Genomic DNA, 13,356 nt, shown 5'->3' on the forward strand with positions numbered 1-13,356 from the left:
ACACAATGAATACAACGCAGACAAAAACAGCGAAGATCTACAAAAGGAGGTGACGCCTGGTGGCCCCACAACGTGAGTGGCTGGAACAGGACTTCTACAAAGCGCTGGGCGTCGCGCCCAGTGCGTCCGCCGATGAGATCAAGAAGGCCTATCGGAAGCTGGCCCGGGAATTGCATCCCGACGCCAACCCGAACGACGCCGCGGCAGAAGAGCGATTCAAGCTCGTCTCCGAGGCGCACAGTGTCTTGTCCGATCCGGCAAAACGCAAAGACTATGACGACACCCGGCGCATGTTCGCCGGGGCACGTGGACGTGGCACCCGAGGCGGCGGCGGGGGTTACCCCGGTGGCTTCGGTGGATCGTCCGGTGGCCAGGAATTCAACATCAACGACCTGTTCGGAGACGGATCGGGCGGAGGGTCCGACGCGAACCTCGGCGACCTCTTCGGAGGGTTGTTCAACCGCGGCGGCGGCGGATCACGGGGGACACAGACCCGGAGCCGACGCGGCAACGATCTGGAAACCGAGACCACGCTCAGCTTCAAAGAAGCTGCGTTGGGCACCTCGACCACCCTCACCATCACCAGCTCTGCGCCATGCACCAGCTGTCATGGCAGCGGCGCCAAGCCCGGCACCAGCCCGCGGGTCTGTCCGACCTGCAACGGCGCCGGTGTGGTCAGCCGTAACCAGGGTGCATTCGGATTCAGCGAGCCCTGCACGGATTGCCGTGGCACCGGCTCGCGGATCGACGATCCGTGCCCCGATTGCGAAGGCAACGGCGCAACCATCCGGACCCGTCCGATCACCGTGCGGATCCCCCCGGGTGTTTCGAACGGTGGCCGCATTCGACTGGCAGGTCAGGGCGAGGCCGGTCTGCGCGGCGCCCCGTCCGGTGATCTCTATGTCACCGTCAACGTGGCACCCGACCGCACCTTCACCCGCAGCGGCGACGACATCAAGGTGACGTTGCCGGTCAGCTTCTCGGAGCTGGTACTCGGCACCACGGTGTCGGTGCCGACGCTCGAGGGCAGTGTCGGGTTGAAGATCCCGCCGAACACCGTGGACGGACGGACCCTCCGGGTTCGCGGACGCGGTGTGGCAAAACGGGCGGGCGGTGCCGGTGACCTGTTGGTGACCGTCAAGGTGGCCGTCCCGCCGACGCTGGACGACGCCGCGATCGAGGCGTTGAACAAATACGCCGCCGCAGAGAAAGCCAGCGGGTTCGACCCGCGTGCAAACTGGGGTAAATCATGACCGAGCCGCCGCCGGATGATCGAAACAGAGAAGCCCGAGACAGGGAAGCCACGGAATCGGCGCGGATGTTCGTGATCTCGGTGGCGGCCGAACTCGCCGGGATGCACGCCCAGACGCTGCGGACCTATGACCGTCTCGGACTGGTCACCCCGCAGCGGGCGGCAGGCGGCGGTCGCCGCTATTCCAGCCGCGACGTCGAGCTCTTGCGTGAGGTGCAGCGTCTGTCCCAGGACGACGGTGTGAACCTCGCCGGGATCAAGCGGGTCATCGAATTGACCAATCAGGTGGACGCGCTCCAGAGCCGCGTACGCGAACTCGAAGCCGAGCTCGCGCAACAGCGTTCGCCGCGCAGAGGCGACCTTGTCCCGGTCCCGCGCACCAACGCGCTGGTGGTGTGGAAACCGCGACGAGAACGCGGCAATCGGTGACCAGCCGGCGTGGTGGACCGAGTTCCACCACGCTTCGTGTCCACAGGTAACAAGAGGTAACAAGACCAAACGGTAAGGCGATATATCAGCCATGAGCCAGGTACTCGGGATATCTGTCACCGACCTGGAGATCGCGTCGGTTGTGGCCGACGCGGGCACCGGCGAGGTGCTGGCCCGCAACTTCGTGGAATTGCAGAGTTCGACCCCCGACGACGTATTCGACGCGATCTACCAGCTCGTGCAGTCCGCGCCGATCATGCCCGGGGCGATCGCAATTGCCTGTGCCGACAGCGCGACCACCCTCGCCATCGGTGACACCATCGATTCGGGGCGGCTTCCGGCACATCTGTTGCCGCCGCAGAGCGCTGCCGAGGTTGCATCATCGAATACCGCACGATCGAAACCGGACTGGTTCGCCCGCACGACCGTGGTTGGGTCCCCGGTGGCTTACGCGGAGGTCGCGGCAGCCATATTCGGCGGCAGTGGCTTGGTGCTCGTCGCCGACCTCGATCGCTCCGGTGCACTGTTCCCCGGGCAGTCCGTTGCCCTTGTCGATACCAACACCCGCGTGGTCGTCGGTGCCAGTGAGATCTCCGGAATCGGGGCGCGACCACCGGTCACCGAACCCGATGGAGCGCAGCTCGTCGGCGATGCGGTGGGAGTCATCGCCAACGCGTCCGGCCCGCTGCAGGGCATCGTGGTACTCGGTCCCGGAGCAGCGATACCCGGTGTCGCGCCATCCCTTGAATACGCACTGCAACTGCCCGTGCAGGTCGCCGATGACGGCCAGTACGCAACTGCCTACGGCGCCGCGATGGTCGCAGCTGCCGCGACCGGTGGAAGCGACAACAACCGTTGGGTGCTGTTGTCGGCCGCGGCTGCGGCCGCACTGCTCGTGGCGATCGGTGTGATCACCGCAGTGGTGATGACCGGCAATTCCAGTGAGCCCACCACCGCCGTCGAAGACCATTCGACCTCTGCCGAGTCGACGCCCACGACCACGACGACGACCACCACCACCACAACAAAACCGGCACCTCGGACGACGACTTCCTCACCCACACCCGTGCCCGAGACCACAACGCAGGCTCCGCCGGTGATCGAGGAACCGGCCACTGTCACCGTGGTCCCGCCGCCGACGACGATCACGCAGACCCCGCCACCGCCGTCGCCCTCACCCCCGCCGCCGAGCGAGACGTCCACGCCGCCCAGCGAGACGCCGACGTCACCCAGCGTGTCGACACCGCCGACCAGCGGCGATCCGGGAGAAGGTGCGGACCTGCTGCCGGAACTGCCGCAACTCCCACAGCTACTACCTCCGTTGATCCCGCAGTAGTCCGTTGTTCAGTACGGGTCGTGCTGGATGCGGCTGGCCGGGATCCCCGCGATCAGGAATCGTCGACGGGTGTTGACGAGCATCTCGGGGGATCCGGCCATCAGGACCTGGTGTGAGGTCCAGTCTTTGCCGTACTCGAGGACCGCATCAGACAGCGTTCCCTGGATGCGTTCGAAGGTGATCCGCCCGGAATGTTCGCTCGAGGTACTCCACCAGGGGTCGTCGGTGTCCTCGACCACCGTGGTGACCTTGAGCCATGGGTTCATGGCGGCGATCTGCCACAACCTCGACAGGTCATAGAGGTCGGCGGGATACCGCGCTCCGTAGAACAGATGCACCGCCGGTGGGGCGACGAGACGGGACAGGTCGATGACGATCGCGCGCAACGGCGCCAGCCCGGTTCCGCCCGCGACCATCAGCACATCGTGACCGGTGGGATCGACATGGAGGGTGCCGTGACTCTGCGCCAGATTCCAGACGTCACCGACCTGGGTTTCGGTGACGATCGAGTTGCTGACGGTTCCGCCGGGGACCGCTCGGACATGGAACTCGAGTTCGCCGTCGGGATTCGGCGGGATCGACGGTGACAGGTGCCGCCAGATCCGCGGCCACTGGGGGATCTGCACTTCGAGGTACTGCCCGGACGCAAATCGCAGCGGCTCGTCGGTGTGTAGCCGGACCACGGCGAGATCTCTTGACAGTCGATATTTTTCGGCGACGGTCGCGGGCCAGGTTGCCGGGCCCTTCGCCGAATGTGCGGCACCACGCATGACGCCGGTCGTCAGCATCAACGCCTGGGACACGACGCCTGCTGCCTCCTCGTCCCAGGCATCACCCATGACGGACGCGATCTCGCGCATCAGCGCGACGAAGAACTCGTTGTAGTTCTCCTCTGTGACACCGTATTTCCGGTGATCACGACCCAGCTGGCCGAGAAACTCCAGCAGCAGTGCGTGATTCTCGCGGTCGGGGACCGCTTCAAAGACATAATCGATGACCCGGAACAGGGTTTCCCGCTGGCGTGCCATATTCGCCGGAAAGAGTTCACGGAGCGCTGGATTTGTTGCGAATAGCCGGTTGTAGAAGTTGGCCGTGAATTTTTCCGGATCCCGGGCCAGCACATCGCGCACCTGTAGCAGCACGTGCCGCGTATGGGTACCCACGCTCAGCCCTGGCCTCTCCGTTGATTTGCCTACAATTGCCAGGTGAGAGGCACGATCAATGGTTGCGCACCGCGCAGTTCATCGAGCGAATCATGTCGGCCTCGCCACCCGTGCCACAGTTTATTGTGTTTTGCCCCCACTTACGATCAAGTGATGGCGGTCAGCTGGGTACAGTCTTGTTATGGCAAAGGAGCGCGCCAGTAATTATGTGCGCGACAGTGCGCTCGCCGGTCCTTCCGAATGGTCCGGGGCACATGCGCGCGTAGCGCCTGCCGACGATTCCGGCCTACTGGGGCGGGTTGTCCCCAGCATCATCGACACACACGTCCATCATTGGGATCCGTTGCACTCGCCGTGGGAGTCCACGCGGCGGGCTCGCCTCTCTCGGGCGGCCCCGGTGCTCGGCAAGGCCATCTTCCGGTATGCGGTGGCGCAGGGCGATCGTGAACTCGTCCTCGATCCCCGGATCGTGGCCCGGCCATACCTGCCGAAGCACTATCACTCCGACTTCCGGGGTGCGGAGCCGACGGCGGGTGTCCCGGTCGAATCGGTCGTGTACATGCAGACCGATTGGGTCTTCGACCAACCCTTTGGTTCAACCGACGAAACACGTTGGGTGGCAAACCTTCCGTTCGGAACAGATGGTGCTCCCGAACTCGCTGCGATCGTCGCCAGGGGCGATCCGCGCAGCCCGGCATTCGGAGAGCTCATCGAGCGGCACATCGACATCAGCGACAAGGTTCGCGGTATTCGTTGTGTGTCGGCCTGGCACCCCGATCCCAAGGTTCGCAGCTGGGTCGAAGCCGAGGGCGTGTTGATGGACCCGGAGTTCCTGGCCGGGTTCGCCGCGGTCGCAGAGCACAAACTGGTCTTCGAGGCCTGGGTGTATTCACATCAGCTCCGAGACGTGCGGGCCTTGGCGCGCGAGTTCCCGGACACCACCATCGTCCTCAACCATCTCGGGACCCCGGTCGGGCTGTTCGGTCCGATGGGGCAGACAACCGGCAGTACCGCAGCGCAGCGCCATGAGCTGTTGCGGGCCTGGCGCGAGGACATCTCGGCATTGGCGAGTTGCCGCAATGTGGTCGCGAAACTGTCGGGTATCGCCTTCCCGTTGCTCGGCTACGGCCATCAGCGTTCCGGGAACATCGGCACCCAGCAGACGCTGACCAACATGACCGGCCCGCTGATCGAGCACGCGGTGACGGCGTTCGGGCCGGACCGGTTGATGTTCGGGTCCAACTTCCCTGGAGACAAACCGAACGCGACGCTCCAGATGATCGTCGGGAGCCAGCTCGAGGTCCTGGAACCCTACGGCGGCAATCTGCTCCGGAAGGTATTCCGAGACAACGCTCGCCGCGTGTACAAGTTGGGCTGATCTAGTGCGCCGGTGGCAGGTTCTCCAGTCGGAGTTGCTGTAGCCGATCGTGGACCAGCGGGACCGCGGAAGCCCCTTCGCCGCTCGCCGCCGCCACGCGCTTCATCGACCCGCTCCGGACGTCGCCGACGGCGAAGATCCCCGGCACCGTGGTCTCCAGGAATGCCGGTGGCAGGCCGGCCTGCCAATACTCCTTGGGAATGAACCGTCCGGTCAGGAGGAAGCCGTGCTCGTCGCGCTTGACCTGTGGGGGGATCCAGTCGCACGTCGGTGCCGCTCCCAGGAGCAGGAACAGGCCCGACGCGGTGATGCGCTGCGATGAGCCGGTCCGGTTGTCGCACAGCTCCAGCCATTCCAGATGGCCTTCGCCGCCGCCGTCGACCACCTCGGTGTGTCCGCGCACCGTGATGCAGGGACTGGCCTCGATCTCCCGGATCAGATAGTCCGACATCGTTTCTGTCAGCGATTCACGGCGGATCGCGATCGTCACCGACCGGGCGAACCGCGACAGGTGCATCGCTGCCTGTCCGGCCGAGTTGCCGCCGCCGACCACCACGACGTCGCGGCCGGTCATCTCGCGGGCCGCGCTGGTGGCGGCACCGTAATAGACACCCGACCCGACGAGGTCTTCGCAGCCGCGGACACCGAATCGGCGATAGGCGACACCGGTGGCGATGACGATGGTGCGTGCGCAGATCCGTGCCTCGTCGACCATCACGTGGTGGTGGTCGAACCGCGAATCGATCTCGACCTCGGTGACGCCGCGACCGCAGAAGAACTGCGCCCCGAATCGGCCTGCCTGAATCCTGGCCCGTTGTGCCAGCCGCATTCCGGAGATCCCGCGCGGGAAGCCGAGATAGTTGCGGATCATCGAACTGGTTCCGGCCTGTCCGCCGATGGCCCCGGTCTCGATGACCGTGGTGGACAGACCTTCGGAGGCGCCGTAGACGGCAGCGGCCAGGCCCGCGGGGCCGGCTCCGATCACGAGCAGATCAGCGACGGTGCCTTCGGGGATGTTGTCGGGGGTGCCGTAGATGCTGGCGGCGACGTCGCTGACCGTCGGCCGCGACAGTGGTGGCTTTCCGGGGTGATGCAGGATCGGCAGTTCGGAGTCGCCCGTCACCGACTGGAGGATCTCCCGGCCCGCCGGGGACTCGGGATCGTGGATCTGGACGGGCATGCCCATCCGGTCGAGGAAATCGCGGATCTCGGCCAGTTCGGGCGACGGGCCGTCGGCGACGATCTGCAGGAACGCGACCTCGGGTGCGGCGACCGACCAACCCCAGTCCGACAAGTACTCGACGATCGCGGTGTGGAACTCCTCGTCGCGCTGGCCACGAGGGATACCGAGGTAGGTGTCGTAGCGTCCTTCGGCGACACCGGCTCGCAACTCGTCATACGAGGTCCCGAACCGAATGGCCGGGATGAGGGCGACCCTCCTGGCGCTGGGTACGACGAACCGCAGCTTCTGGAGCAGGTCAGAACCCTGCCACGAACCGAGCTGTTCGAGTTCGACAAGTATCAACGCCACTGGGACAGCGTGTTCCACAAGGCTTTTCACGATATCGAGGCAGGCGTCGCCGCTGTCGGCAAACTTCACGGTGTAGTCGCGGCCGTAGCGGCTGCGGATCTCGTCGATGACGGTGTTGCGGGATTGTTCGGTGGTTGCCAGCACAATCGCCGGAGTCAGACGGTCATTGGGATCGATCGCGGGCGAGGTCACCTCGTCAAATCTAGCGCGGTGTTCAGCTCAGCGTGGGTGTAAGTGTTTCCGGTCACGCTCCGGCGGGGAGAAGATCGAGCCGGCCGACTTCGGCCATGTACGAGTTGAGAGGTCGGTTACCGATGTCCCGCAAGATCCGGTTCAACGCGTTCGACATGAACTGCGTCGCCCACCAATCGCCAGGCCTGTGGCGTCATCCGCAGGACCGGTCGTGGGACTACAACACACTCGACTACTGGGTCGACCTGGCGAAAGTCCTGGAGACCGGTGGTTTCGACGGCCTCTTCATCGCCGATGTTCTCGGCACATATGACGTCTACGCCGGTACCGATGAGGCGGCGATCCGTCAGGGCGCTCAGATCCCGGTCGCCGATCCGCTGCTTCTGGTTTCGGCGATGGCCCACGCCACCGGGCACCTCGGTTTCGGGATCACCGCGGGCACCGGGTTCGAGCACCCGTACCCGTTTGCGCGTCGGCTCTCGACCCTCGATCACCTGACCCGCGGTCGGATCGGCTGGAATGTGGTCACCGGTTACCTGCCCTCGGCGGCCCGGAACATGGGCGAGGTCGATCAACTCGAGCACGACGCCCGATACGACCATGCCGACGAGTACCTCGAAGTGCTCTACAAGTTGTGGGAGGGCTCCTGGGAGCGTGATGCGGTGCGCCGCGACAAAGACCACGGCGTGTTCGCCGATCCGGCGAAAGTTCACCACATCGGCCATCGCGGTGAGCATTTCAGCGTGCCGGGCATCCATCTGTCTGAACCGTCGCCGCAGGGTTCGCCGGTGATCTATCAGGCCGGGGCGTCACCGCGCGGCGTGAAGTTCGCCGCCCAGAACGCCGAAGCCGTGTTTGTCGGTGCACCCACCAAAGAGCTTCTGCGCACACTGGTTACGAACATCCGACAGGAGCTGGTCGCTGCCGGACGCGATGCCTACGACGCCCGCATCTACACGCTGCTGACCATCATCACCGACGAGACAGACGACGCCGCGCAGGCGAAGGCGGAGGAATACCAGCGCTACGCCAGCGCCGAGGGCGCGTTGGTGTTCATGTCGGGCTGGATGGGAATCGACCTGTCGGAGTACGACCTCGACGAGCCGATCGGCAATGTCCACAGCAATGCGATCCAGTCGGCGGTGGCCGCTTTCAGCCAGGCCTCCGGTGACCTCAAGGAATGGACGGTCCGCGACATCGCGGCCTGGGGCGGCATCGGCGGTATGGGCCCCGTGCTGGTCGGCTCGGGTGAGAGTGTCGCCGCGCAATTGCTCGAGTGGGCGGAATTCACCGACGTCGACGGCTTCAACCTCGCGTATGCCGTGACCCCGGGTACCTTCACCGATGTCATCGACCACGTGGTCCCGGCTCTCGAGGCGCGCGGTGCCTATGACCGCGAGTATGTGCCGGGTACATTGCGGCACAAGCTCTTCGGCAAGGGCGACCTGTTGCCCGACCACCACCGCGCCGCCACCTACCGAGTGGGTGGGGTCAATTCCACCATCGACGACTCGGTACGTGACGGGGTTGGTGTGCAAGGCTGATTCCCGCACTTTGTGGGGGCAGGCTTGGTATCAACAGAGCATGACTACCGATCTGTTCGACGTCAGCGGAAAAACTGCCCTGGTCACCGGAGGTACCAGCGGGATCGGCGCGATGATCGCCCATGGTCTCCACGAGCGTGGGGTCCGGGTGATCATCGCCGGCCGCAAGCCCGATGCGCTCGAGAAGGCTTCCGAAGCAGGGTTGATCGCCATCAAGGCTGATCTGTCGACACCCGAGGGGTGTACAAAACTCGCGCAAGATGTTCTGGGTCAGGTGAATTCGCTGGACATCCTGGTGAACAATGCCGGAGCCACCTGGGGTGCTCCGGTAGACGAGTTCCCGTCGTCGGCCTTTGACAAGGTACTCGGGCTGAATGTTCGTGCGCCCTTTCTGTTGACGCAGGCTTTGTTGCCTGCGCTGGACCGGGCCGCCACGTCGCAGGACCCTTCAAGGGTTGTGATGATCGGAAGCATCGACGGGATCCGGGTGCCGCAGACCCCGTCGTATTCGTACTCGGCGGCCAAGGCCGCGGTACACCAGCTCACCCGTCATCTGGCGAGTCATCTGAGTTCTCGGAACATCACCGTAAACGCCATCGCGCCTGGACCTTTCGAATCCCGCATGATGCGGGCGATGTTGGAAGAGCGACGCGACGAGATCGAGTCGAGTACCCCGCTCGGCCGCATCGGTCGTCCTGACGACGTGGTCGGTGCCGTCGTCTACCTGACGAGCCGGGCGGGTGCCTATCTCACCGGCGCGGTGATTCCCGTTGATGGTGGCATATCCACCACGCGTTGACCGATTTGTTGCAGAGCGTTCACCATTTGATTAGCGAAGCTTCGAATAGGGCACAAATCTGCTCGCGTTATAACGTGGATTTCGATCGCTGACGTGCGATGATTCATTGGTCGCCGATAGCCGGCGATCTGCCGAGCAAGGAGCACGCGGGCTATGTGGGATTCATTCTGGGACTTCATCTGGTACACGTTGGTGATTTTCGCCTTCATTGCGTATTTGATGATTCTTTTCAACGTTTTGATAGATCTGTTTCGTGACCACAAGACGTCCGGTTGGGTCAAGGCAGTTTGGATTCTGTTCTTGGTCTTGTTGCCGTACATAACCCTCTTCGTCTACCTCATCGCGCGTGGTCGCGGAATGTCTGAGCGGGCGCGTGAGGCCCAGCTCGAGGCACAGAAGCAGGCGGAAACCTACATCAAGCAGACCGCCGGAACCGCGGGGCCCGCAGATCAGATCGCGTCCGCGAAGGCGCTACTGGATGCAGGCACGATCACCGAGGATGAGTTCCAGCACCTGAAGGCAAAGGCGCTCGCAGCGGCGTAATCCACGCGTACCAACCACCTCCATTCCAGGCACCGAATGCTCACGCGTCCGGTGCCTGGAATGTTGGTGTGACCAGTGCACCTACGTGTAAAGCGGCGTCAACCATCGCATCGATTCGTCTTGTAGTATTCCGACCGATGAGTCAGGGCCCTATCGGCCGCGGAGCAAAGGCCTGACCGGGGGATGGGAGCCTAGTGCATGGCTGAGCGTCTGAAACCGAGATTGCTGACCGGTGCGCCAACGGTTTCGGTGGTGATTCCCTGTTACAAATACGGAAAATACCTGCCCGATGCAGTGAACTCTGCGTTGAACCAACCCGGGATCGATGTTGACGTGCTGATCGTCGACGACGCATCGCCTGACGACAGTGCGGCTGTCGCACAATCTTTGGCGGTCGGTGACTCTCGGGTGAGTTGCCTGGTGCACGAGACCAACCAAGGACACATCGCGACGTACAACGACGGACTCAAGGTCGCACGCGGAAAATACGTCGTGCTGTTGTCAGCCGACGACCTGCTGCCGGACGGCGCGTTGACTCGCGCGGTCGCACTACTCGAAGCCCGCCCGGATGTTGCCTTCGTGTACGGGTTTCCGCAGTATTTCGAAGACGCCCCTCCTCCTGTGACCAGTGACGTGCGCAGCTGGACGGTGTGGTCGGGGCCCGAATGGATCGAACGGGTCTGTCGGCGTGGGAACGGACTCGTCGTCAGTCCTGAAGTGGTGATGCGCCGCACGGTCATGGACGAACTCGGGGGCTTCGATCCCGATCATCCGCACGCCGCGGACTTCAAGATCTGGTTGCACGCTGCACTGCGAGGTTCGGTCGGCCGGGTCAACGGGAGTGATCAGGCGTTCTATCGAGTTCATGGTCAGAACATGCACCTGACTGATTTCAAGGGCGATCTCACCGATCTTCGAGAACGCCGCCGCGCGTTTGCGACATTTTTCGAAGAAGAAGGGGCCGCGATCCCCGAGATCGCGGGCTTGGAAAACATGAGTAGGCGGGCGCAGGCCAAAGAGGCGGTTCGCCGTGCCAACCACGAACTCGACTGCGGGGCAGATGATTCGGACGGTTTGCTTGCCGAATATACTCGGGTCGCCGCGGAGTTGTGGCCACCGGTGCGCCAGTCGCGTGAATGGCGCGCATATCAACGGCGGTTGGAGGGGCGGTCCCACCGGATGGATCGGGGGCTGGCGAAGTTGGACTGGGAGCTGCGTTACCGCATCGGGTGGCGTCGGTGGCGCCGATTCGGGACCTGACGGATCCTTCGAGTTCTGCGTTCGGTGGGTTCGGATGCTAAGCATGAGGCACATCGGCTCCAGTACAGGGGCACGCCATCGAAAGACCGCGCAGATCCAACGGACGGCCATGACATGCGAATACTTGTACTGGGAGCAACGGGCTATATCGGCGCCCGACTGGTCACGGCGCTGCTCGCGGCCGGGCACGACGTGGTGGCCGCATCGCGGAATCTGAACAGGCTGAAGCAGTTCGGGTGGTCCGACGACGTCCGCACCATAGAACTGGACGCAATGAATCCCGAATCGGTGCGCGCCGGACTGAATGCGGCAGGACCGATCGACGTCGTGTATTACCTGGTCCACGGGATCGGACAGAAGAACTTCCGCAGAGACGACGAGTCGGCAGCGCAGAATGTGGCAGCGGCGGCGCGTGATCACCAGGTGGGGCGCATCGTCTATCTCGGCGGATTCGTACCTCATGACGACGAGCTTTCGGAACACCTGGAGAGTCGAGCCGAAGTAGGTCGCGCGCTCGACAGCGAGGGCGGCCCCGAATTGGTCTGGCTGCGGGCCGCCGTGGTGATCGGTGCCGGTTCGACTTCGTTCGAGATGGTGCGCTACATGTCCGATCGGCTTGCTGTGATCCCGCTCCCTTCGTGGGTGGACAACCCGATGGATCCCATCTCGGTGCGCGACGCCGTCCACTACCTCGCAGCCTCCGCGTTTGAAACGGTGCCGCCCGGGTATTACGACATCGCCAGCGCAGAGAACTCGTCGTACAGCTCACTGTTGTTCGCATACCTGCGCGCGACCGGGTCGCCACGGGTGGGGGTGGTGATGCCGGGCGTCGATGTCCGGCTTGCCGGTTTCATCGGGGGTCTTCTGGTGCCGGTGCCCAGTGGTCTCGCCTCGGATCTCGTGCGCTCGTTGGACCATCCGATGAGAGCCTCGGAGCACACGATTCGCGATCACGTCCCCGATCCGCCAGGAGGGCTGTTGACCATCCGAGAAGCGGTGCGTCGGTCGGTCCAGAGCCCGATGCCTCGGCCGGTGGACGAACTGGCCGACATCCACCACCTCGCCGACACCGACCCCTCCTGGGCCGGTGGAGATCTGATGCGGGTGAAAAGGGCTGTGCGCGACCGTGTCGTCGCACCGGTCCGCACGGTGGTGGGTGCAGTGGCCGGCACCACCGGCCTCGACAAGTTGTGGCGCGCGCTGTGATCGCATTGCCAGAGAAGTTCGAGTTCCTGGTCGGCACAGTCCAAGACGATTCCGCAGAACCGCCGGAGTCGCGGCGGGCCGTGCTGTGGCGTCGAATCGTCGTTGTCGTCGTCCTGATCGTCGGCAGCGTATTCCTGGGTATCTCCCTGTCGATCGAACCGGGTGATTCGGCTTTCTATCCCATGACATTTGCCCTCGCTGCAGTATGGACGGTGGGCGCGCTGTTGTCGGGCCGGTTACGGCTCGGTGCGTACCCGCCGCCGCGTGGTGGTCCGGTGCGTGCGGCCGTGATCGGGGCCGTGGCCGGCCTCGTCCTCGGTGCGATCTTTGTGGTTGGTGGTCTCGTGACGCGGGAGATCCCGCCGCTGCGCGACTTCATCGCCGACGTTCTCGATCATGCCGACAGCGGTGGTATCGCGCTGGTGCTCTCGACCGCGATCGTCAACGGCATCGCCGAGGAGATGTTCTTCCGGGGCGCTGTCTACTCCGCGCTCAAAGGTTATGCACCGGTGATCTTCTCGACGGTCATCTATGTGATCGCAACGCTCGCCAGTGGCAATCCGATGCTGGGTTTCGCGGCGATTCTGCTGGGTCTGGTCTGTGCCCTCGAACGTCGGGCAACAGCCGGGGTCCTGGCTCCGATCTTCACCCATGTCTTATGGACGATAGTGATGGTTCTGGTTCTGCCACAGCTGTTTTGATACCGGTTCCCGGCGCTCGGGA

At 64.0% G+C, this 13,356-nt stretch carries 12 protein-coding genes; 10 read left to right on the forward strand and 2 right to left on the reverse strand.

Translation table 11 applies throughout. The features are described from left to right. Positions 1 to 59: 59 nt before the first annotated feature. The 3 genes from dnaJ to AC56PL_RS14515 all read left to right on the forward strand — a co-directional run bounded on the left by dnaJ (position 60) and on the right by AC56PL_RS14515 (position 3,017). A complete protein-coding gene (dnaJ, locus tag AC56PL_RS14505; RefSeq protein WP_495514367.1) occupies positions 60 to 1,253 on the forward strand; it encodes a molecular chaperone DnaJ in 1,194 nt (397 codons plus the stop codon). 65 nt (positions 1,254 to 1,318) lie between these two features. Then, entirely contained in the window at positions 1,319 to 1,681 is a 363-nt protein-coding gene (locus AC56PL_RS14510; RefSeq protein ID WP_495515991.1) for a heat shock protein transcriptional repressor HspR, read from the forward strand. 91 nt (positions 1,682 to 1,772) lie between these two features. Further along, complete coding sequence (locus AC56PL_RS14515) at positions 1,773 to 3,017, forward strand: DUF7159 family protein (RefSeq protein ID WP_497154255.1); 1,245 nt, start codon at positions 1,773 to 1,775, stop codon at positions 3,015 to 3,017. 8 nt (positions 3,018 to 3,025) lie between these two features. Here AC56PL_RS14515 and AC56PL_RS14520 read toward each other — a convergent pair whose 3' ends face one another. Next, positions 3,026 to 4,180 carry an FAD-binding oxidoreductase gene (locus tag AC56PL_RS14520; RefSeq protein WP_495514369.1) on the reverse strand — a complete coding sequence of 385 codons (1,155 nt, stop codon included), beginning with the start codon at positions 4,178 to 4,180 and terminating at the stop codon, positions 3,026 to 3,028. 181 nt (positions 4,181 to 4,361) lie between these two features. Between AC56PL_RS14520 and AC56PL_RS14525 the strand changes: the two genes are divergently transcribed. Then, positions 4,362 to 5,558: an amidohydrolase family protein gene (locus AC56PL_RS14525; protein ID WP_495514370.1), complete on the forward strand. Its 1,197-nt coding sequence runs from the start codon at positions 4,362 to 4,364 to the stop codon at positions 5,556 to 5,558. A 1-nt stretch (position 5,559) separates the two neighbouring features. Here the strand turns inward: AC56PL_RS14525 and AC56PL_RS14530 are convergent, their stop codons facing one another. Next, the gene (locus tag AC56PL_RS14530) at positions 5,560 to 7,281 is read right to left on the reverse strand and encodes an FAD-dependent oxidoreductase (protein ID WP_495514371.1); all 1,722 of its coding nucleotides are present in this window, start codon (positions 7,279 to 7,281) and stop codon (positions 5,560 to 5,562) included. 122 nt (positions 7,282 to 7,403) lie between these two features. Here AC56PL_RS14530 and AC56PL_RS14535 point away from each other — a divergent pair, with 122 nt between their 5' ends. From AC56PL_RS14535 to AC56PL_RS14560, 6 genes are all read left to right on the forward strand, one after another. Continuing rightward, the gene (locus tag AC56PL_RS14535) at positions 7,404 to 8,825 is read left to right on the forward strand and encodes an LLM class flavin-dependent oxidoreductase (protein WP_497154256.1); all 1,422 of its coding nucleotides are present in this window, start codon (positions 7,404 to 7,406) and stop codon (positions 8,823 to 8,825) included. A gap of 40 nt (positions 8,826 to 8,865) precedes the next feature. Next, complete coding sequence (locus AC56PL_RS14540; protein WP_497154257.1) at positions 8,866 to 9,624, forward strand: SDR family oxidoreductase; 759 nt, start codon at positions 8,866 to 8,868, stop codon at positions 9,622 to 9,624. A 153-nt stretch (positions 9,625 to 9,777) separates the two neighbouring features. Then, the gene (locus AC56PL_RS14545; RefSeq protein ID WP_495514374.1) at positions 9,778 to 10,167 is read left to right on the forward strand and encodes an SHOCT domain-containing protein; all 390 of its coding nucleotides are present in this window, start codon (positions 9,778 to 9,780) and stop codon (positions 10,165 to 10,167) included. 198 nt (positions 10,168 to 10,365) lie between these two features. Continuing rightward, complete coding sequence (locus AC56PL_RS14550; RefSeq protein ID WP_495514375.1) at positions 10,366 to 11,427, forward strand: glycosyltransferase; 1,062 nt, start codon at positions 10,366 to 10,368, stop codon at positions 11,425 to 11,427. A gap of 114 nt (positions 11,428 to 11,541) precedes the next feature. Then, on the forward strand, positions 11,542 to 12,633 hold the full coding sequence (locus tag AC56PL_RS14555) for an NAD(P)H-binding protein (RefSeq protein WP_497154258.1): 1,092 nt from the start codon (positions 11,542 to 11,544) through the stop codon (positions 12,631 to 12,633). Beyond that, on the forward strand, positions 12,630 to 13,334 hold the full coding sequence (locus tag AC56PL_RS14560) for a CPBP family glutamic-type intramembrane protease (protein ID WP_495514377.1): 705 nt from the start codon (positions 12,630 to 12,632) through the stop codon (positions 13,332 to 13,334). Before AC56PL_RS14555 ends, AC56PL_RS14560 begins: the two co-directional genes overlap by 4 nt. Positions 13,335 to 13,356: the final 22 nt, after the last annotated feature.

It is taken from the genome of Williamsia sp. Y721 (genome assembly GCF_059683565.1).

Coding starts and splice junctions, on each gene's coding strand:
- AC56PL_RS14510 (WP_495515991.1), top strand. CDS start 1,319: ATGTTCGTGATCTCGGTGGCGGCCGAACTCGCCGGGATGCACGCCCAG.
- AC56PL_RS14515 (WP_497154255.1), top strand. CDS start 1,773: ATGAGCCAGGTACTCGGGATATCTGTCACCGACCTGGAGATCGCGTCG.
- AC56PL_RS14525 (WP_495514370.1), top strand. CDS start 4,362: ATGGCAAAGGAGCGCGCCAGTAATTATGTGCGCGACAGTGCGCTCGCC.
- AC56PL_RS14535 (WP_497154256.1), top strand. CDS start 7,404: ATGTCCCGCAAGATCCGGTTCAACGCGTTCGACATGAACTGCGTCGCC.
- AC56PL_RS14540 (WP_497154257.1), top strand. CDS start 8,866: ATGACTACCGATCTGTTCGACGTCAGCGGAAAAACTGCCCTGGTCACC.
- AC56PL_RS14545 (WP_495514374.1), top strand. CDS start 9,778: ATGTGGGATTCATTCTGGGACTTCATCTGGTACACGTTGGTGATTTTC.
- AC56PL_RS14550 (WP_495514375.1), top strand. CDS start 10,366: ATGGCTGAGCGTCTGAAACCGAGATTGCTGACCGGTGCGCCAACGGTT.
- AC56PL_RS14555 (WP_497154258.1), top strand. CDS start 11,542: ATGCGAATACTTGTACTGGGAGCAACGGGCTATATCGGCGCCCGACTG.